23 protein-coding genes are annotated in these 19,648 nt (G+C 62.4%); 6 read left to right on the forward strand and 17 right to left on the reverse strand.

What is annotated here, in order from left to right:
* Window positions 1-66: 66 nt before the first annotated feature.
* The gene (locus CN311_RS00770; RefSeq protein WP_097571530.1) at window positions 67-1,779 is read right to left on the reverse strand and encodes an HAD family hydrolase; all 1,713 of its coding nucleotides are present in this window, start codon (window positions 1,777-1,779) and stop codon (window positions 67-69) included.
* A gap of 206 nt (window positions 1,780-1,985) precedes the next feature.
* Here CN311_RS00770 and CN311_RS32400 point away from each other — a divergent pair, with 206 nt between their 5' ends.
* Entirely contained in the window at window positions 1,986-2,159 is a 174-nt protein-coding gene (locus tag CN311_RS32400) for a hypothetical protein (RefSeq protein WP_097571531.1), read from the forward strand.
* A 76-nt stretch (window positions 2,160-2,235) separates the two neighbouring features.
* Window positions 2,236-2,646: a DUF427 domain-containing protein gene (locus CN311_RS00780; protein WP_097571532.1), complete on the forward strand. Its 411-nt coding sequence runs from the start codon at window positions 2,236-2,238 to the stop codon at window positions 2,644-2,646.
* A 33-nt stretch (window positions 2,647-2,679) separates the two neighbouring features.
* On the opposite strand, the gene CN311_RS00785 is transcribed toward CN311_RS00780, so the two are convergent.
* On the reverse strand, window positions 2,680-3,096 hold the full coding sequence (locus CN311_RS00785) for an HD domain-containing protein (protein WP_097571533.1): 417 nt from the start codon (window positions 3,094-3,096) through the stop codon (window positions 2,680-2,682).
* Window positions 3,097-3,345: 249 nt separating this feature from the next.
* Here CN311_RS00785 and CN311_RS00790 point away from each other — a divergent pair, with 249 nt between their 5' ends.
* Complete coding sequence (locus tag CN311_RS00790) at window positions 3,346-3,954, forward strand: cysteine hydrolase family protein (RefSeq protein ID WP_097571534.1); 609 nt, start codon at window positions 3,346-3,348, stop codon at window positions 3,952-3,954.
* Between the two features lie 23 nt (window positions 3,955-3,977).
* Here the strand turns inward: CN311_RS00790 and CN311_RS00795 are convergent, their stop codons facing one another.
* Together CN311_RS00795 and CN311_RS00800 are read right to left on the reverse strand one after the other, a co-directional pair.
* Entirely contained in the window at window positions 3,978-4,595 is a 618-nt protein-coding gene (locus tag CN311_RS00795; protein ID WP_097571535.1) for a flavodoxin family protein, read from the reverse strand.
* Between the two features lie 97 nt (window positions 4,596-4,692).
* Window positions 4,693-4,929 (reverse strand): hypothetical protein, encoded by a 237-nt coding sequence (locus CN311_RS00800; RefSeq protein WP_097571536.1) that lies wholly within the window; start codon window positions 4,927-4,929, stop codon window positions 4,693-4,695.
* A gap of 267 nt (window positions 4,930-5,196) precedes the next feature.
* On the opposite strand from CN311_RS00800, the gene CN311_RS00805 reads away from it, so the two are divergent.
* Window positions 5,197-5,523 carry a hypothetical protein gene (locus tag CN311_RS00805; RefSeq protein ID WP_097571537.1) on the forward strand — a complete coding sequence of 109 codons (327 nt, stop codon included), beginning with the start codon at window positions 5,197-5,199 and terminating at the stop codon, window positions 5,521-5,523.
* Window positions 5,524-5,537: 14 nt separating this feature from the next.
* On the opposite strand, the gene CN311_RS00810 is transcribed toward CN311_RS00805, so the two are convergent.
* From CN311_RS00810 to CN311_RS00820, 3 genes are all read right to left on the reverse strand, one after another.
* Window positions 5,538-5,729: a hypothetical protein gene (locus CN311_RS00810; RefSeq protein WP_097571538.1), complete on the reverse strand. Its 192-nt coding sequence runs from the start codon at window positions 5,727-5,729 to the stop codon at window positions 5,538-5,540.
* A 53-nt stretch (window positions 5,730-5,782) separates the two neighbouring features.
* Window positions 5,783-6,997 carry an NAD(P)/FAD-dependent oxidoreductase gene (locus tag CN311_RS00815; RefSeq protein WP_097571539.1) on the reverse strand — a complete coding sequence of 405 codons (1,215 nt, stop codon included), beginning with the start codon at window positions 6,995-6,997 and terminating at the stop codon, window positions 5,783-5,785.
* Window positions 6,998-7,071: 74 nt separating this feature from the next.
* Window positions 7,072-7,236 (reverse strand): DUF3309 family protein, encoded by a 165-nt coding sequence (locus tag CN311_RS00820; protein ID WP_006337089.1) that lies wholly within the window; start codon window positions 7,234-7,236, stop codon window positions 7,072-7,074.
* 283 nt (window positions 7,237-7,519) lie between these two features.
* On the opposite strand from CN311_RS00820, the gene CN311_RS00830 reads away from it, so the two are divergent.
* Complete coding sequence (locus CN311_RS00830; RefSeq protein WP_097571541.1) at window positions 7,520-8,293, forward strand: glucose 1-dehydrogenase; 774 nt, start codon at window positions 7,520-7,522, stop codon at window positions 8,291-8,293.
* A gap of 111 nt (window positions 8,294-8,404) precedes the next feature.
* Entirely contained in the window at window positions 8,405-9,919 is a 1,515-nt protein-coding gene (locus tag CN311_RS00835) for an FGGY-family carbohydrate kinase (protein ID WP_097571542.1), read from the forward strand.
* 45 nt (window positions 9,920-9,964) lie between these two features.
* Here the strand turns inward: CN311_RS00835 and CN311_RS00840 are convergent, their stop codons facing one another.
* The 10 genes from CN311_RS00840 to CN311_RS00885 all read right to left on the reverse strand — a co-directional run.
* Entirely contained in the window at window positions 9,965-10,768 is an 804-nt protein-coding gene (locus tag CN311_RS00840; protein ID WP_097571543.1) for a GntR family transcriptional regulator, read from the reverse strand.
* Window positions 10,765-11,547, reverse strand: coding sequence for a creatininase family protein (locus CN311_RS00845; RefSeq protein ID WP_208866377.1), 783 nt, complete (start codon window positions 11,545-11,547; stop codon window positions 10,765-10,767). Before CN311_RS00845 ends, CN311_RS00840 begins: the two co-directional genes overlap by 4 nt.
* 8 nt (window positions 11,548-11,555) lie before the next feature.
* Window positions 11,556-12,530, reverse strand: coding sequence for a phosphotriesterase family protein (locus tag CN311_RS00850; RefSeq protein ID WP_097571544.1), 975 nt, complete (start codon window positions 12,528-12,530; stop codon window positions 11,556-11,558).
* A complete protein-coding gene (locus CN311_RS00855; protein ID WP_097571545.1) occupies window positions 12,527-13,486 on the reverse strand; it encodes an ABC transporter permease in 960 nt (319 codons plus the stop codon). Before CN311_RS00855 ends, CN311_RS00850 begins: the two co-directional genes overlap by 4 nt.
* A complete protein-coding gene (locus CN311_RS00860; RefSeq protein WP_097571546.1) occupies window positions 13,483-14,427 on the reverse strand; it encodes an ABC transporter permease in 945 nt (314 codons plus the stop codon). The genes CN311_RS00855 and CN311_RS00860 overlap by 4 nt, the downstream gene beginning before the upstream one ends.
* Entirely contained in the window at window positions 14,417-15,970 is a 1,554-nt protein-coding gene (locus CN311_RS00865) for a sugar ABC transporter ATP-binding protein (RefSeq protein ID WP_097571547.1), read from the reverse strand. Before CN311_RS00865 ends, CN311_RS00860 begins: the two co-directional genes overlap by 11 nt.
* A 10-nt stretch (window positions 15,971-15,980) precedes the next feature.
* Complete coding sequence (locus CN311_RS00870; RefSeq protein ID WP_165779537.1) at window positions 15,981-16,979, reverse strand: ABC transporter substrate-binding protein; 999 nt, start codon at window positions 16,977-16,979, stop codon at window positions 15,981-15,983.
* 293 nt (window positions 16,980-17,272) lie between these two features.
* The gene (locus CN311_RS00875; RefSeq protein WP_097571549.1) at window positions 17,273-18,109 is read right to left on the reverse strand and encodes an N-acyl homoserine lactonase family protein; all 837 of its coding nucleotides are present in this window, start codon (window positions 18,107-18,109) and stop codon (window positions 17,273-17,275) included.
* A 10-nt stretch (window positions 18,110-18,119) separates the two neighbouring features.
* Entirely contained in the window at window positions 18,120-19,115 is a 996-nt protein-coding gene (locus CN311_RS00880; protein WP_097571550.1) for an ABC transporter permease, read from the reverse strand.
* The coding region (locus CN311_RS00885; protein WP_133117114.1) for an ATP-binding cassette domain-containing protein at window positions 19,112-19,648 on the reverse strand (537 nt) is incomplete at its 5' end. The genes CN311_RS00885 and CN311_RS00880, both read right to left, overlap by 4 nt.

Here is a 19,648-nt window from a genome sequence, read left to right on the forward strand (position 1 = left end):
CTGGCTGCGCTGGTTATTCCGTCAGTCGGCAGTGATCAAGGTCTTCGATCCAGGATTGACATCGGCCTACTCCGTAGGGGTTGTGGCGGGAGCAGTATATCGGCGGCGCACCGCATCAAGAACGAGCTGGCGGCTCTCCTGCGCCGACAATGTCTTGTCCTTTTCCGCGGCCAGGGTTTCATGGGCCAGCTCCTTGTCCCTGATCTGATGGCGAAACCATTCTGAATAATCGCCGCTGCGCAGATGGTGCTCCCAGGTCTTGTCGTCGATGCCTTCCGCCATCTGTACAAAGATCATCAGATTGTGCGCCCTCAGATTCATCGCGTTGTCGGGGCCTGTGAAATAGAAGCTGCCGGCCTCGTCGAGCTGGCCTTCGGCATATTTGCGACTGTGCCGCTTGAGTGACTGGCGCGGCTCGACCGCTTTGATCGTGGCGGGTTTCTTTTTCCCCTGCGGCCGCCAGAAAAGCACGCGGTCGCCCTTTGGCGATGACATCTGCTTTGGCGCTTCTATCCCGGTTTCCTGGCAGAATGTCTTGATGACGCTCTTCGCCTTGGGACCGAGCGCGATGACGGCCGTCACCAGGCGCAGCGCGTCCGTCGAGATCGCTTCGGGATGCACCGTGATCAGGATTGTGCCGGGCAATTCCAATGACAGGACCGCACGGGTGTCGTCGCGCCGCTTGGGCAGAAGGTGATGCGCTTCATCGATGACCAGAAAATGCGGTCGTGCCGTGCGGTAGCGGAAATTGCCAAGGCCGGGCAGCAGATCGGCAAAGAAATCGGGGCGCTCGTTGACCCTGAGGGACAGGCCATTGACGACAACATTGATGTCGGGCTTCTCGATCAGGTCGAGCAGTTGTTCCTTTGTCGGCGCACTCTCGCCATCGCCCAGCCGGACGGCACCTTGCAGGCCATCATAATCTCCCTCAGGGTCGAAGATGCAGAACTGGTACCCGTTTTCGACGAATCGTTCCGTCAGCGCGGTGGCCAGTGTGGATTTGCCGATGCCGGAGCTTCCGGCGATCAGAACGGTATCGGTCGGCGACAGATATGTCTCTTTTCCGGCCGCAGCGCCAAGCAGGATACCGTCGCGCGACTTACGCACAAGCTCGCGATCATGCTTGATCAGCTTGCCGATCAGTTCCTCCACGCCTTTGCCGCGCGCTCCGCGCGTTACCAGATCGGCAGTGTCCTTCACGGCTGGCAGCGCATTGTCGACTGCGACGCTGCAGCCGCAGGCCCGCAGAAAGGCATGGTCGTTTTCGGCATCGCCAACGCCGACCACATTGCGCGGGGAGAGGCGAAGATCCTGAAGTGCGGCGGCCAGCCCCGCTGCCTTGTTGATGCCGCTCGGCAGGATCATCACCGCGCCTTTGTTGAAGATGATCTCCAGCTCCAGTCCCAGTGTCTTGATGACATCGAGGACCGTCGCCTGATGCGGTTCCCAGGTCGCGACGATCGAGCGGCCGACCGAAAGCGGTTTCACCCCACGCTTCTTCAGTTTAGCGACGAGATCGGGCGAGGGCGCTGGCGAAATGGTGCGCTCTTCCTCGCTGGCAGGGGTGTAGATCAAGGCGCCATTTTCTGCGACCACCTTGTCGAAAATGCCGAGTTCGGGAAAGACCTGCTTAAGGTCGGGCAGTTCGCGTCCGGTAACCAGGATAAGCTTGCGCCCCGTCTTCTTCAGCCGTTCGAGCGCAGACAGCGTCTTTTTCGAAACGATCCCCTCCTGCGCCAGCGTTCCGTCATAGTCCGTCGCCAAGGCTATGAAATACATGTTCGGGGCCTTTCATGTCGGGCATCACTGCGTGCGCCAATGACAAATGACGCTGTCCAATGGGGGCCTGGGAACAACGCACGTGCCGCGAAAAGGTTTAGGCGCGATGCGCCATTCCTTTGGTAATGCGGAACCACTCCGCCGATCCATCGTTTTGAAGTTGCAGGGCAGCTGCAACCCTCCCAGAAGTAAGGTCAGGTGAAAGCATGGTTGAGAAAGCTGCAGCCGGAAGAAAGAGCGAACACATTGACAAGGATGCTCTCCATCTTGCCGAGACGACCGACGTGTCGCCCAGGCAGGCAAGGGAGTTGCTCCAGAAGCACGATGGCGACCGCAAGAAGGCAGCGAAGGAGGCGAAGAATTTCAAGGCGGAGGGCTGATTGGCCGAGGGCCAACTTGGTTCGGCGCAGGCACGGCTAAAGTTCGAAAGAAAGTGCAAAGTGATGGAGAGGTCGGATGCAACCTTTGACCGCAAACTCAACCCACAGCCCTGCGACGCTTAGGATCGCGCCGTTTGAAGGAACGGTGACCGTCAGATTCTCGGACGCCATTATTGCATCGACTGAACGGGCAAAAGTCGTTTACGAACAGGGAGATGATTCTGTATTCTACATTCCTTTTGAGGACATCTATTTCGACCTTCTCGAAAAGACGAACAACAGGACTGACTTCCCATTGAAAGGCACCGCGAGTTTCTGGCGCGTCCATGCCGTTGGCGGATCCGCCGATGATTTCATGTGGGCGTATGAGACGCCGGAAACCGCCGCTCTGGCCCTAAGCCGTCATGGAACGTTCGATCCAGACAAGGCGCGCATCGAAGCCAATCCTGCTCAGGATAAGCGACATACGCCACACGTCCCCGAATAAGACTGAATTCGATGGAGCCCCAAAGGGCAAGCTTCAGTCGCTGAACTCCTTGTCGAGGAGTTGGAGGGCTTCCTCGTATTTCGATGTCGAGGCGCCGATTTGTCGTGCCTGCCACATATTGTCGGCGAGATCCGCGCGCTTGACCGGTAGAGCCTGGGGATTGGACCCCGCTCTGCGCACGAAAGTAAACTCATCTTCGTCGGGTCGGCGGGTCATGGCATCCACCGCCGAGACGATGGAGGGCCCAAAGCCGGCCGCCTCCAATCGATCGCGGCTCCATCCCTCACCTTTCTCAAGTACGTCGTGAAGGTAGGCAATAGCCTTGCCATCAATCGTGTCCAGGGCATCAACGACCCGGCGGCAGTGCTCGATATAGGGGCTTCCGGTCTTGTCAGTCTGGCCGGCATGAGCCTGTTCAGCGATCTTTGCCGCACGGTAAAGCACGCTCATGGTTCAGTCCTCAGCTTGTCCGACGAAGTTGTTGACTAAACCGGCAATTCGTCCCCGGGTTCCGACGAACCGCCACAAGGGCGATACGCGATGATCATTTCACCCTCAGATCGCGGGGAACGAGGTGTCGTGCTCCGCGTTAGTGGCAGACGTTTCGCAGGTTGAACTCATGAACAACCAGACCGATATCGATAGACCGCTTGAGACCCATTCCGGCCGTGAAACGACGTTGCGATCGTCGATCTCCTGATGTCGACGCCGGGGCTGGCATATGGCCCTTTGGGCGACAACTGCGTGCACCTTTGCGTCGACATGCAACGCTTGTTCGCGGAGCCTTCGCCGTGGGCGACACCCTGGATAACGCGTGTGCTGCCGCTTATTGAGAGCCTTGTCGAACGACGCGCCGCGCAGACCGTGTTCACCCGCTTCCTGCCCGCGCAGAGGCCTGGCCAGGGTGTGGGGACTTGGAAACGTTACTATGAACGCTGGGCTTCGATGACCCTGGACGGGCTCGACCCGGCAATGATCGGCCTGCTGCCTTCACTCGCGCGGCACTGTCCTCCCGCTGTTGTCATCGACAAGCACATCTATTCCCCCTGGTTCGAAGGCGGGCTCAGGCGCCTTCTCTTACAACGGCAGGTCGATACTTTGGTGATCACCGGCGGCGAGACCGACGTGTGTGTGCTGGCCACCGTGCTTGGGGCCATCGATTTCGGCTACCGCGTGGTGCTCGTCACGGACGCCCTCTGCAGCTCGTCGGACGCCACGCATGATGCCTTGTTGACGGTCTATCATCAACGGTTTGCGCAGCAGGTCGAGACGGTGGACATGGAGACGGTGCTGTCAGGCTGGACGTAGTCAAAGGCCGACCTCTCTGCCGGTCATTGCGGGACGCCGGGATAGGTGCCGGCCTTCAGCACCTTCGCCAGATGAGCAGCGTTCGAGGCAGCCATGTCGATCATCTCGACGACCTTCTCCGGCGTGCCCGGCAGGTCGACATAGTTGACGCTGCCCATCGCTTCACCGACCCAATAGACGCCGCCATTCGCCGGGATGGTGAAACCGACGTCGTTCAGCGCCTGAAAGCATTCAGCGTGGCAATGATGGGCACCATCCTCATTGCCGACGATCGCCACCAGCGCGACCTTGCCGGCCGCCGGCATGCGCCCGCTGTCGTCGGCCTCCGAAAGAAAGGCATCCATACGCTCCATCACGCGCTTGGCTACGCTGGAGGGCTGGCCCATCCAGATCGGCAGCCCCAGCACGAAGATATCGGCCGCGACGATCTTCTTGCGCAACTGCGGCCAGGCATCGCCCTTGCCCATGTCGGAGAGGACGCCTGGCTTGATGTCGTATTCGAGCACGCGCACGATTTCGCCCTTGACGCCGTGCGGCACCAGGGCAGCGAGGAGATCGGCCAGCAACCTGTCGGTTGATGATTTCTCGTCATCGTTCGGCGTTTTTAGGCTGCAATTGAGGGCGAAGGCGGTCAGCGACATGAGAGACTCCGGCGTGGCTTTGCAGACCAACGCATTTGAAAGCCTCAGAGTTGCCTTTCGGCCCCTTTTTTAGGGTCAGGAAGGATCGTGCCGGCGTCTAGTCACCGCCGGATCCGGGGGACACTTCGGAATCGGGCAGAATTCCAAAGTCCTGAGATTTGGCGCCTTGCGCCGCAGTCAGGAATCCTTCCGCCGCCAGACCGCGACGCAACAATTCTCTTACCGCCGCCGATCTGCTTGGCATGCGCTTTTCAAAACGCCAGTTCTCAAGGGCGGCGAGCTCCTCGGCAGTCAGCATGATCTGCAATCGTTCGGGTCGTTCCAGGTCGGCCATGTTAGCCCCTCCAACACACAAACGAGACGAGTTGGTAATTACCTCAGTTACAGCAGAGTTAGTATTCGTCTCATAATGCGTCAAGAGGGGGTTTGAGATGATTTGTGTGCAAGGCAAATGATGAGTGACAGACGTGGATTCCGCAATCGTCATACTATGCTAACTAATTGATTTTATGTACAAATATTCAAAATTTTTCTTGCCAATAGCGCGCCCAAGGTGCACGATCGATGGCGAGGGAAAACAATTCCTGGAAGGAGGTTTTCCATGCGTTACGAATATTCGGCTCAGCTGCGCGAGGATTTGAATGCCCAGGTTCTGGCCGCGCTGCACGCGCGAGGCATCGTCAACGTCGCCGTCGTCGCGGAGGAGGTGAGGCGACGCAATCTCGCCGAAAACATCGCCCTTGAAGATATTGAACATCTCGTCATTCAGGTGGCCCAATTCTATGGGGCGCCCATGGAATTCGATGGCCTGACAGCCGTCATGGGGAAGGGCGGGTCATCCCTCGATACCGGTGTCGCATTGCCTGGGAATGGCAGTCTCGAAGACGAGGCTGGTCAACTCGATCCTCGCCAGATGCACGTGCAATAGAGGCGCGACGGAACTCAGGAGAGAGACTGACCCGGTCGCTTCCTCAATATTCTTGCCTCGCGCAGCAATGAGTTGCGGTCGGTACCGATCATGGCGATCAGGTCGACTGCCTGATCAACGGTTATGCCGGTTTCCGCGGCCAAGGCGTGTGCCAGCGAAGTGTTTTCGCGCATTTTCCGGGCGTGATCTTGGGTATCGTCGTTCATCGCCGTACTCCTCTGATAGGCAGGAACCGCCAGCGGGGCGAGTGGTTCCTTGATCAGGAGCGGCTGAACGCAAACAAGCCTGTGTCGGTATCGTCGCCTCCATCAATCGCCGACGCAACGATCTCAGAAGCAATCTGTGAGAAAGTGATGCCGTTGCCGCCATAGCCCATCACGGCATGAACGCGCGGATGATCAGGCAGGGCGCCGATATAGGGCAGCCCCGATGTCGTGGTGCCGAAGGAGCCGGCCCAGGCAAATTCGGGGCGGACGTCGAGCTTCGGGAACAGGCTGCCCAGTTTTTCCGTCAGCCGTTCGGCCTTGTCGGCGATCAGCGCATCGCGATGTGCCTCGTCGGTGAAATCCTCGTCCTCGCCGCCGCAGATGACGCGCCCATCGGCCGTTGCCCTGATATAGAGGTAGGGGTCCGAAGCCTCCCAGATCAGAGCTGCGTCCGTCCAGATCGCCTTTGGCTGCCGACCCGTGGCGACCGCCCAGGTCGAAACTATGCGGTGCCTGGTCGCCGGGATGAGATCGGTCAGTTCGTAACCCGTCGCCAACACCAGATGCCGCGCCGTGATGATCGGCCCAAGGCTGGTGCCAACGGTAACCTGGCTACGACCGTGTTCGATGGCTGTCGCCTCGACCGGCGCATAGAAACGCGCCTTGCGCGCCAATGATTTGAGCAGCAGCCCCGCGGTGAGCTTGCGCGGGTCGAGCGCAATATTGCCATGGCTGAGAATGGCGCCGGCGCGATGGATGCCGAACCTTTCCGCGAGAGCCTGGCGGGTCAGATAGGTTGCGGCGATTCCGGCCTGTCGGCGGGCCTCTGCCTCGGCCTGCAATTCGGCCGGATCGAGCAGATTGCCGGCAAGATAAAGCGAAGGCAAACAGCTCAGGCTGCAATCGATGCCGAGTTCGGCAATCCGTCCGCTCAGGTTAATCACCGCCAGGCGCGAGCGTCGCCATGCCTGCTCGGCATCCGCTTTGTTTTTGATCGTCGCAAGTTTCGTCAAGGGTTGGTCAAGCTCGAACTGTACCAAGGCCGTCGTCGCCGAGGTCGATCCCTTCAGCGGCCCGCGCCGGTCGATGCAGATCACCGAATGACCGGCGCGCGTCAGTGCTTCGGCCGCCATGGCGCCGCTGATGCCCATGCCGATAACCAGCACGTCGGTCTTTACATCCCGCGTCAGTTTTTCCACCGGCACCGATGGCGCACGATAGGAGAACCAGACGGGCTTTCCGCCCCTCAGGTCGAGTTTGCGCTTCACCGACGTCTCCGGTTTTCAGCAAAAGCCCGCCGCTCCCTTGCGAAGCGGCGGGCAAGCCAACCTGTGCTGGCCGACTAGATTCGCCCGAGGACGACCAGAATGATGACGACGAGCAATACGAGCCCCAGACCACCGCCGCCATAATAGCCGGTTCCATAAAAAGGCCCGCCGCCCAAGCCGGAAAAACCGCCCAGCAAAGCAAGTATCAAAATGATGATGAGAATGGTTCCAAGGCCCATATTTTCCTCTCCTTCATGCGGCCGCGCCACGTATGTCGCGCGTATTCCTCAACTTGAACTCGCAAGCAGCCTTCCTGTTCCCTGGATGGAGAGCGCCGCCGCGTCGCGCAGTTGACAGAAACGGCCGCGGCCTTGTTGACGTTCCGCCATTGCTGACGGCGGTCGTCAGCGCCTACGATGCGCGGCAGGCCTTCGATCTGGCTGTGCCGACAAGAGCCGACGCATGAGGGCTCAACTGCAATTTTGACCGCCTGACGGTGGCCGCCATTTTGGGAAAGACGCTTTGACCGACCTATCGGACCTGTTCGGCCTCGCCGGCAAAACCGCCTTCATTTCTGGATCGAGCCGGGGCATCGGCCTGGCGCTTGCCAAAGCCCTTGGCAAGGCGGGCGCCGCCGTCATCATCAACGGGCGTGATGAAGGTCAGGTCGAGAAAGCCGTGGGATCGCTGAAAGCGTCGGGAATCGAGGCGGTCGGTTCCACTTTCGATGTCACCTTAGCCGAGGATGTGGAGCGCGAAATCGGCAGGCTCGAAGCGGAATTCAGGCCGATCGACATCCTCGTCAACAATGCCGGCATGCAGCACCGGGCGCCCTTCGCCGACTTCCCGGCCGAGATGTTCGATAAATTGATGCGGACAAATCTCTACAGCGCGTTCTACCTCACCCAGCCGGTCGTCCGGTCGATGATAGGCCGCAGACAGGGTTCGATCATCAATATCTGCTCGGTGCAGAGCGAACTCGGGCGCCCCTCGATCGTGCCCTATACTGCATCGAAGGGCGCAATGAAGATGCTGACCAAGGGCCTTGCGGCGGAACTTGGCCCGCACGGCATCCGGGTCAATGGTTTGGCGCCCGGCTATTTCCGGACGGATCTGAACGAGGCGCTGGTGAAAGATGCCGAATTCTCGCGCTGGCTGGTCGGCCGGACGCCGTTGGCCAGATGGGGCGAGGTCGATGAATTGGGCGGTGCGGCGATCTTCCTGGCTTCCAATGCATCGAGCTTCGTGACCGGCCAGATCGTCTATGTCGACGGCGGAATGACTGGTTCCGTGTGAGTTCTTGCGCGCAGGTCTGTCGGATAGGAATTCGCCCAGGCGAACTCGCTTGACGGCACTCGCGGCGAGCGGCATGTCTACTTGTTCACTCAAAGAGACAAGTAACCTTCCATGGGCCATCAATACATCATTGGACTGGATGTCGGAACGTCGGTGACGAAGGCCGCGCTCTTCGACCGGGCCGGCCGCGAATTGGCGACGACCTCGCGGCGCACGGCCGTCCTCTCACCGCATGCCGGCTGGTACGAGATGGAGCCGGACGAGCTTTTCGACGCCGCTTGCACTGCCTGCCGCGAGTTGATGGCAGCGGCCAAGGTTTCGCCGGCTGCCGTCGCCGCGCTGGCCATTTCGGGCGTCATGATCGGCGGCTGGCTGGTGAGCGCGGACCAGCAGGTCGTGCGCCCGGGAATCTTGTGGAACGACGGCAGGGCACAGGAACTGGTCGACCGGCTGAGCGCGGCGAATCCGTCCCTGATGTCGCAGCTCTTCGACAGTTCCGGGCAAGTTATGCAGCTTGGCTGCACCTTGCCGGTCCTGGCGTGGCTTGCCGAAAACGAGCCGCTGTCAGTGGCGCGGGCTTCGGTGATCCTGACCGCCAAGGATTTCATTCGCATGAGGCTGACCGGCACTATCGCCACTGACGAGACCGACGCCGCAATCGCGCCGGGAAGTGCCGTGCGGCGTGCCTTCAATCCGGAGCTCCTGCAACTCTTCGGGATCGAGCGTCACGCGCATCTCCTGCCGCCCGTGCGGCGTTCGAGCGATCTCGCGGGCGTTCTCAGCATTGAGGCTGCCCACGCCACCGGGCTCGCGCCCGGAACGCCGGTGGCGATCGGCGCCGGCGATCTGCCGGCCTGTGTCCTGGGCGCCGGCGCGGCGGAGCCCGGCATTGCCTGCTCGGTCGTTGGAACGACCTGTCTCAACGGAGTGGTTTCCGATGCTCCGGTGTTCAGCCCCCGCGACATGGGCATACTCTTCACCGTCCCCGGCGACCTCTGGATCAAGACGATGGTCAATTTCGCCGGCACAACCAACCTGGATTGGAGTCTCAGTGCACTTTGTCCGGATCTCCTGGGGAGGCCGGATGCCTATGCGCAACTGGCTTCGCTGGCGGCGAGCAGCCCGGCCGGTGCCGGGGGAGTGTGCTATGTGCCGTATCTCAGCCATATCGGCATCATAGCGCCGCGGCTCGAGGCCGGCGCTCGCGCCGGCTTTGTCGGCCTCAATCCCGGCCACGGGCGAGGGGATCTGATCCGCGCCGTCTATGAAGGGCTCGCCTATGCGATCCGCGATTGCTACGACCGCATCGAACAGCCGATCTCGGCGATCCGCCTCGTTGGCGGTGCGGCGCGTAGCCCCTTTTGGACGCAGATGATCGCCGATGTGACCGGCGTGCCGGTCGAAGTGCCCGAGGGAAGCGAGTTCGGCGCCAAGGGCGCGGCGCTGCTGGCCGCGGTGGCGATCGGCTGGTACGGCGACATCAGGCAAGCTTGCCGCGAGACCTTCAGCCTGTCGCGGCGGCATGATCCCGATCCCACCCTGCGCGCCGCCTATGAGGAGGGGTATCGACGCTATCAGGTCGCTTGCGAGGCCATGCTGGATCGAGTGGCGCCGGTTTATCGGTGATAGGGCATCAATCCGACGCTCAAACAAAGAGATAAGGCGGAAAGCTCAACCGGCGAAATTGCCGAATCCCACCCGGTAATTCCAGGGCTCACCGGCAGGCGGTGCGGCACCCGGCCAATCAGCGCCGACCTGGGAAATCGAGATCTCCAGCGCGACCGGCACCAGAGAAATGGTCGACAGTTCGATCGGTGCGCCGGACTGGTCGAAGGCGCGGCGTTCGGCGATATAGATGGCTGCCGGCTCGTCAAGCTCCAGGAGCTGCGCCGTCTGCGCGTCGGCGATCGCGGGCCGGTAGCGGTCCTCCGCATGGACGATGGTGCGGCCGAAGCCCTGGCGCAGCGCTTCATAGAGACCCTGAGCGAGGTGAGAGAGTTCGAGGCCCTTAAGCCGTTCAAGATTGAGCAGCGTGTCGGCGACCGCGACCGGTTTGCGGTCGGCAAGCACCAGGCGTGTGTGGCGATAGACCGAAGCACCGTCGGCAAGGGCGAAAAACGCCTTGGCGCCTGGCGAGGCCGGCTCAGGCGCACTGGCAAGAATGCGATAGTCGGCCGCCAGCCCTTGCGCCCGCACGCCGTCGGTTATCGACGTGATCGCTCGATAATGCCTGGCGACGCCGCTTTTGTTGATGAAGGTGCCGGTGCCCTGGTGTCGCCGCAGCAGGCCCTCGCGCACGAGGATGTCGATCGCCTGCTGGATCGTGCGGCGGCTCACCTCCCATTCCTCGACGAGCTTCAATTCGCCGTCGAGGCGATCCTCGTAATAGCCCGACAGAATGCGCGCACGCAGGCTTTCGGCCACCTGGATGTAGATCGGGCGATGATCGCGCACCGCGCTGGCGTCGGCTTTCAAGGTGATGTTTCCCCAATCGATCGGGATCCTGACTGCCGAGAATAGAGGTCCGCGACCAGTTCAGCCATCCGGTTAATGACGGCGTCGAGGATTATCCTGCCTTTTTCGGCAGTGGCGGCGGTGGCGTCGCCGAGCACCGGGCTCGCCGAGAATTCGCTCCAACGATAGGCCACCTCGCCAAAGTCGGCGGGAAAGTTGGGATAATTGACGATCGCCTCGTCCATTTGCACCAATTCCGGCGCCAGATGCAGCATGTAGGATGTCTCGATCTCGCAGGCATGCATGTAGGAGGGGTGCGCGGCCGGCCTTTCGCGGACTGTTTTCGCGGGCTCGGCTGCCCCCGGATAGTTGAAGATGGCGACGGTCACGCCCTTGTCCTTGAGCTGGCGCTGCGCCTCGCGCAACGCCGTCACGTTACCGTAATGCGCGTTGATCACGGCAAGGCTCGACAGTCCTTTTTCCAGCACTGACAGGCCGATTTCCGCGACCGTGCGCGTCACGGTTTCATTGGAGATTGAAAACGAGCCGGGCGCATCCGACAGCGACCAGACCTGGCCGAACGGCAAGAGCGGCAACAGCATCACCGGTGTCGCGCCGGCGATGCGCTCGACCAGGGCCTCCGACAGCCGGCGCGCCAGATAGTTGTCGGTGCCCGCCGGCAGATGGTCGCCATGCGCCTCGACCGCGCCGATGGGCAGCAGCACCACGGGCTTTTTCAGCAGCAGCGCGCGCGCTTGCGCATCGTTGAGGCGTTCCAGTTCGGCGTGTTCGAGATACAAATCGGGCCTCAGGTTCTGAAGGCGAAAGCCCGCTTGGGGTTTTCGACCATGAAGGTGTGGATGAGCGCCTTGCCGTCGAAGCCGGCTTCGCCCGCCTCCTCGATGAAGCGCGGCACCCAGCTTTCGAGGATATAGCCGAGCCCGAGGCCGCCTTCGCCATAGTTTCGGTACATGGTGCGGCGGGCGATGTCGCCGCCGATCATCACTTGCTTCTCGTAGCCGCGTTTGACGAGCTTGAGGATGCAGTCGATGAGCACGCTTTCGGGGTGGTATTTGATGCGGGAAATGCCGTCGAAACACATATAGACGCCGGTCTCGGCTGCCTTGGCGTGCACCCACGGATCGGGATTGCGGTCGACATGGGCGATGGTCAGGCGGCTGGGGTCGACGCCCTCGGACTTGACGATCGCCAACTGCTCCAGGATCAGCGTGCCAAGCTCGGTGTGCGAATGGATCGGGGCATTGGTTTGCTTATGCGCGTCCAGCGTGGCGCGCAGCACCTTGTCCTCGGCATCGCTGATGGTGTTGTAGCCGGTACCGAACTTCACCACGCCGCCGCGGATGTCGGTGCCGTCGAGGCCGGTGGTGATTTCGCCGGCGATGTGGTCACGGATCTCGGCGCGGCTGTGGGTGTCGATCCACATCTGGAACGTCATGTTTTGGCCCTGCATCTGCCCGGGCCACATCACCGCCTTGTTGAACCCGGCGGTGGCGATGATCTTGATGCCGGTGCGCTCGGAGATGGTCTTCAGCGCCACGGGATCGCGGCCGTAGTCGATGGCGGTGGCGTCGTAGACAGCCTGGCCGCCGGCCTTGACGAACAGCTCGACGTCCTTGATCGATGCCTCGACGTCGTCGATCATGAAGTCGTCGATCTTCTTCTCCTTCCACAGCGGCGGGATGCAGAAGAGATGATCGTGCGCATAGGTCACGCCGAGCTGGTCGGGATCGATGTCGCCGGTCAGGGTGCGGATGAAGCTCATTGGGATCGCTCCTGTTTGAGGTTCGCAAGCGCGAGCGCCAGGATGATGATGAGACCCTGGACGATGAATTTGGCGGCGGGCGGCAAGGCCAGCACATAGAGCAGGCTTTGCACGAAGAACAGGATCAGCGCACCGGCCATGGCGCCGAGCGGCAGGAAGACACCGCCGGCGAACAGCGCGCCGCCGATGACCGCGGCCGCGATCGAATCCAGCGTGAAGTTGTTGCCGACGCCGATGCTGGCCATGCCGGTGATCGCCGACAGCAGGATGCCGCCGATCGAGGCCAGCACGCTGCACAGCACGAAAGACAGGATGATCAGTCCATCCGAAGGAATGCCGCTGTGCCGCGCGGCGACCACGTTGGCGCCCGACAGGATCATCTTGCGACCGAGCATGGTGAAATGGACGAGCAGCAGCAGCGCGACCAGCAGCACCAGCCAGATGAGGGCGGAGTAGGGAGCGACGCCGAAGAGCCAGCCCTCGGTGATGACCCGGAAGGCGGGCGGCACCGCGCCGCGCGGCGAGCCATTGGTGAAGAACACCACCAGACCGGCGATGATCAGCGAGCTGGCGAGCGTCGCCAGAAAGGCCGGGATGCGAAGCTTGGTCGACATGATGCCGTTGGCGAGGCCGACCAGCGCGCCGGCGGCAAGGGTCGCGGTCACAGCCGGCACCAGATTGGCCATGTCGCTGTTGAAGATCGAGCACAGGACGATGTTGGCCATCGAGGCGGTTGCTCCGACCGAAAGGTCGAGCCGGCCCATCATCAGCACCAATGCCTGTCCGGCGACAACGACACCGAGCGGTGCTGCCTGCCGGATGTTGTCGAGCAGCAGGATGGACGAGAAGCCGCGCGCCGAGATGAAGAAGGCGGCAAGCAGCAGCAGCAGCAACGCCATGGCGCGCAGGCTGGCGCCGGCCGGCCGGAGGCGGTCGAGATAGATTGCGACGGTCATGCCAGGCTCCGCGATCTGCCGCGCATGAAAAGCATCAGCGCCGCCACGAAGATCAGCCCCTTGGCGATCTGCTGCAGATTGGTGTTGAGCTCCAGAAGGTTGAAGGCATTGCCGATCAGCACCAGCGCGATGGCCCCGGCAAGGACGCCGAAGACACTGCCGCGTCCGCCTTGCAGCGCCACACCACCCAGCACCGCCGCCGCGATGGCATCGAGCGTGAAGGAATCGCCGATGAGCGGGTCGCCGGAGAGGATCTTGATGCCCACTGCGAGGCCGGCGACGGCGGCGAGCCCGCCCGAAATCAGGAACACCGAGAGATCGATGCCAGGCACGTTGACGCCGTTGGCGAAGGCGGCACGGCCGTCGGAGCCCAGCGCATAGATGGACCGTCCGAAGTGGGTGAACCCGAAGATCGCGAAGGCGGCGGCGAACGCACAAGCGATCAGAAGCAGCGGCCAGCCGAAGAATTGATCCTGGCCGTAGAAGGCATCGTAGAAGCCGTAGTCGACTTCGCCGCCTGGCGAGGGAAGCAGCAGCAAGGCGATCCCCTTCACCACCGCCGATGTTGCGAGCGTCATGATCAGCGGATTGATGCGCAGCAGGATGACGCCGGCGGCGTTGAAGGCGCCGCAAGCAAGCCCCGCAAGGATGACCAGCGGGATGCTGAGCCAGCCGAGCTGCGCCGAGGTTACGCCGAGGATCGCTGTCGAAAGACTGATGACCGAGCCGACCGACAAATCGATGCGGCCGGCAAACAGCACCACCGCCTCGCCAAGGGCTGCGATGGCGAGCGGCAGCACGCGGTTGACCAGATTGCCGAGATTGCCGGCGGAGATGAAGTCGCCCGACCATGTGGTGGCGATCGCGCCGATGGCCAGGGCCAGCAGCAGCGCCGGCAGGCCGAGCATCAGATTGGGGCGGACCGATCCTCTAGGCTGCATGGGTCAACACGCCCTCCGGACCGGCGGCGAGCCGCATGATCGCTTCCTCCGAAAATTCCGGCCGGGCCAGCGTGCCGGTCACGGCGCCTTCGAACAGCACATGGATGCGGTCGCTGAGGCCGATCAGTTCAAGCATGTCGGCGCTGATCAGCACCACGGCAACGCCTGCCGCGGTGAGATCGCCGATCAGCCGGTAGATTTCGGTCTTGGCGCCGACATCGACGCCCTTGGTCGGTTCGTAGAGCACCAGCACTTTCGGCGTTTCGGCGAGCCAGCGGGCAAACACCACTTTCTGCTGGTTACCGCCCGAGAGCTGCCGGACCGGCTGGTCGATGCCGGTCGAGCGGATGGCGAAGCGCTGGCGGGCCGTTTCGGCGAAGCGCCGCTCGAGCGCATGGGCGAGCCAGCCCCAGCCGCTGCGTCGCGACAGGGCAAACAAGCTGACATTCATGCGGATCGGCAGATCGAGCGCGAGGCCCTCATGCTTGCGGTCGTCGGGAATGGAGGCGATGCCCGCTGCAATGCCCCTTGCCACGCTGGTCAGTCTGATCGGCACGCCGTCGATAGCGATCTCGCCGCCATGGAACGGCGTGATGCCCGACAAAGCCCGCGCCAGCGGCCGCTGGCCCTGGCCCTCGAGCCCGGCGAAACCGGCGACCTCTCCGGCGCGCAGCGCGAAGCTAAGCGGCTTCAGCCCGGCAGCGGTGGCATTGGCCACCGACAAACGCACCGGCGCGGCCGCAAGGTCGGCGGGCCGGGCCGGGAAGATATCGGCCAGCGTGCGGCCAACCATGGCGCGGATCAGGTCGTCGCGGCTGAAGGCGCCGCGCTCGGCGTCGAGCGTCAGCGCGCCATCCTTGAGCACGACCGCATGGTCGGCTGCTTCCATCACTTCGTCGAGCCGGTGGGAAATGAAAATCACGGCGCTGCCTTGCGCCTTGAGCCGCGCCATGGCCGCCAGCACCAGTTCGGTCTCGTGCGAGGAGAGCGAGGCCGTCGGCTCGTCAAGGATCAGCAGGCGCGGTTTCAGCCGAATTGCCTTGGCGATCTCGACCATCTGCCGCTCGGCGGCGCTGAGTTCGCTGCCCATGCGGGTGGATTTCAGGGCAAAGCCCATCTCTGCGAATAGCGCATCCGCCGCTTCGTGCAGGCGTTTCTGCCGGATGAACCCCAGACCATTGCGCGGCTCGTCGCCGAAGAACAGGTTCTCGCCAACCGACAGGTCCGGCAGGATCGAAGTCTCCTGCAGGGCCAAAGCCACTCCCGCCCGGCGTGCGGCCTTGGGCGATGCGGGGCGGAAAGCCGCGCCGTCGAGCGCCATCGCGCCGCCGTCGGCGGGAAAACTGCCGGCGCAAATGTGCATCAGCGTCGATTTGCCCGCCCCGTTCTCGCCGACGAGCGAAACGATCTCGCCGGCGCGAACGGAGAAGGACACGTCCCGCAGCACCTTGTTGGCGCCGAAGGCTTTCGACACCTGCGCCACTGCCAGCCGCGGGAGCCCGGCCGGCATTGGCTTCAGTGCTGGGGACGTGATCTCGATCATCGACCAACCTTCAGTTTGCGAAGATCGCCTTGACCTGCTCGTCGGTAAGGCGGGTATTGGCCCAGAACGAATCGGACAGGTCCGCCTTCACATATTTGCCGAGGTCGTCGGCCGTGATCGTCGGCACCGGCAGCACGGTGTCCCTGGTCACGCTCTTGCCGTCCAGCAGATCGAGCGTGATGCGCAGCGCTTCCGAACCGAGCCAGGTCGGCTTGGAGGTGGCGATCGACACGAAGCCCTTGTCCTTCAGCGCCTGCCAGCGCTTCAGATAGCCATTGTTGTCCTCGCCGGTCATCGGCACCAGCGGGCGCTGCGCCGCTTCGAACGCGTCGATGGCGCCGAGCGTCATGGCGCCGCCCTGCGACCACACGCCGTCGATCTGCGGATTCGCCGCGAGCAGGTTGGAGACCGCCTGCTTGCCTTGCGCGTAATCCCACGAAGCATCGACGGCGCCCAGGATCTTGATACCCGGATTGGCATCGAAGACCTCCTTTGCGCCCTTGTAGCGGTCGTCGCTCACCGAAATGCCGGCGATGCCGTTGAGGGCGATGATGTTGCCCTTGCCGCCCATCTGCTTGACCAGCCATTCGGCGCCTGTTTTGCCGAAGGCGATGTCGTCGACGGTGACCAGCGCGTCGTAATCCTGCGATTTGATGGTCGAGGCGAGCAGCACGACCTTGATGCCTGCCGCGCGTGCCTTCTTCAGGGTCGGAATCAGCGCCGTCGGCGAGGTCGGCGTGGTGATGATGGCGTCGACCTTCTTGGTGATCAGATCCTCGATGTTGGTGATCTGCTTTTGCGTGTCGCCGGCGGATTCCACATAGACGACATTGACGCGGTCCTTGTCCTTTTCGGCCTCGGCCTTGAACTCGGCAGCGAGCTGGACCGACCAGCTGTTGCCCATGAAGTAATTGTCGTAGCCGATCGTGTATTTCTTGTCGGCGGCGAACGCCGAGGTGATCATTCCCGCCGTGACGACGGCGGCGGTCAGCAGAGTCTTCAGTCCCATTTGCATCAAACCCCTTGTTGGTTCGCGCCTTGCGCGTCACGGCCAGAGCGGCAACAGATGGTAGCTTGTCCATACAAGGAGTCAAGTTGGTGCGTGACGGCCGATATGGGCGCCGGCGCTCAAAGGCCGAACAACCAATGCAACGGCGATCCGGGAAGTGACCGCCGGCTGAGGCTAATGTCCGGAAACACCAGCCCCGTTTGTTAGAACAGTCATTCGTCGAAGATCTGGAAAGTCCGCTACTTGCAAGGCGCCACCTGGAAGCAGCGCCTGGAAGGCCGTCTTCAGTTTTCCTATCCGGCCTTGACGATACGAAATCCTTCGAGTTCAGCCACAATGGGCAGGCCCTTCCACCGCTCTATGTCGTGCAGGATGATCAACTGTCCAAGATCGCCGCCGATCTCGGTGTTGATGCGGTCGATGGTCTTGAGCTGTTCCCAGACGCTGCCGACGGCATTGTTGAGCGGCGCGTAGACGCCGTCGTGCTTGTGCCCGGTGATCTGCCGGCTCGAATAGACGCAGTCGCCGGAGATGACCAGCCTGCCTCGCGCGGACTGGACGATGACGAATTGCTGCCCGATCGTGTGGCCGCTGCCCAGCCGGACATGGATGCCCGGCAGCACATCGTCCTTGTCGCCGTCGATCAGCGAGACGCGATGTTCGACCGATGCATCGAGGGCGGCGCGCAGCGTATCGGGATCGATGATGGCGGTCAGATAACCGAAACGGGGAGGCAAGGCGATTGCCTCGTACCAGGAAAGCAATTCGCTTTTCTGGATGTGGAGATTGGCGTTCGGGAACTCGGCGATCGATCCCATGTGGTCGAAATGCGCATGGGTGACGAAAATGTCGGTGATGCCGCCGGGTGCAATGCCAAGCTCGGCCAGCATGCGAACCGGCGAGACCCAGTAGGGGATGCCGAATTTCAGCGAGAAGGCGTCGCTCGATTCCTGGATGAAACCGGTGTCGACCAGCACGTTGCGGTCGCCGCGCCGCAGCAGGACGAAGGAGAAGGGCAGGTCGACCTTGCCGTCGTCATACATGCCGGCGACGAGATCCACCCAGGGCTGTTGCCGTGATCGGGCGAACTCGATGACATAGACTTCCCAGGGTTCGTTATCGCTTGTCATCGGTTCCTCCTCAGCGTTCCGCCAGCGAGCGGCCGAGACTGGCCATGCCCACGGCGATGATCAAAATTGCGCCCTGCAACACATATTGCGAGAAGGTCGGGGCGCCGAAAATGTTGAGGCCGTTGAAGCCGAAGGCGATGATGAGGGCGCCGACCAGCGTGCCAAATACATGGAATTCGCCGTCGCGCAGCGTTGCCGAGCCAAGGAATACGGCGGCGAAGGCGGTGAGCAGATAGGAATCGGCGGCACTTGCCGTGCCGCTGCCGAGCCGCGAGGCAAGCAGTATCCCGGTGAGTGCCGCGCACATTCCCGAAATGACGAAGCCGAGGATCTTGATGCGGTCGACGTTCACGCCGGCAAGGCGGGCGGCAACCGCGTTGCCGCCGACGGCCTGGATCTCCTGGCCGAGCGGTGTCCGCTCGACCAGCAGCCAAAGCCCACCGAGAACGAGGATCATGACGATGATGTTGTTGGGGATGCCGAACAGCCAGCGGCCAAGGGAGAGTTGGAGAAATGCCTCCGGCACGCCGGCGACGATGGGAACGCCGGCGGAATAGGCGAAGGCGAGGCCGGTCAGGATCGTGCCGACGCCCAGCGTCGCGATGACGGAATTGACCTTGACCTTGGTGACGATGAAGCCGTTGACGAGGCCGATCACCGCGCCCAATGCGATGACGATGACCACCGCGAGCGGGATCGGCAGCTTGTCGTGGACGACAAGGCCGGTGATCAGAATGCCGTGCAGGCTGGCGGCGAAGCCTATCGACAGGTCGAGTTCGCCGACGACCACGGCCAGCGTCAGCCCGCCGGCAATGATCATGGCCAGCGAGGCCTGGTTCAGCACATTGGTGAAATTGTTGACGGTGGGAAAAGCATGCGGTGACAGGATCGAGAAGGTGACGATCATCGCCAGCAGTCCGATGATTGTCCCGTAGCGGGCAAAGATGCCGAGCACCGCCTTGGTTCGGGGCGACAGACGCCGGGCGCTAATCGCAACATCGCTCATGCCAGATGATCCTCCATCAGTGCTTGCGGGTCGACGTAACTTGCCTCGACGATCGCCTTTCGCGATACGGCCTGGCCGGTCAGTTCGCGAACGATGCGGCCTTCCGCCATCACCAGCACGCGGTCGCACAGATCGGGCAGTTCGTCCGGTTCCGACGAAATCACCAGAACCGCCATTCCGGCATCGGCTTGCTGGCGGATCAGCCGGTGTATCTCGGCGCGGGCGCCAATATCGACGCCTCGCGTCGGCTCGTCGAGGATCAGCACCTTCGGTGTGCGCTGGAGCCAGCGGCCGATCGCAACCTTCTGCTGGTTGCCGCCGCTGAGACGGCCAACGGGCGTGCTGGCGCTGCGCGCCTTTATCGACAGCGAGCGGATCATCTCGCCGGCCATCGACGTGCGGGCGCGGCGGTTCATCAGCGGCAGGTATCGGCCAAGAGCAAGTTTGTCGAGATTGGCGATACCCAGATTGAAGGTAATGCTCTTGGAGAGAAAAAGCGCTTCGGCCCGGCGCTCCTCCGGGACCAGTCCAAG

The organism is Mesorhizobium sanjuanii (assembly GCF_002529485.1).
Classification (GTDB): domain Bacteria; phylum Pseudomonadota; class Alphaproteobacteria; order Rhizobiales; family Rhizobiaceae; genus Mesorhizobium; species Mesorhizobium sanjuanii.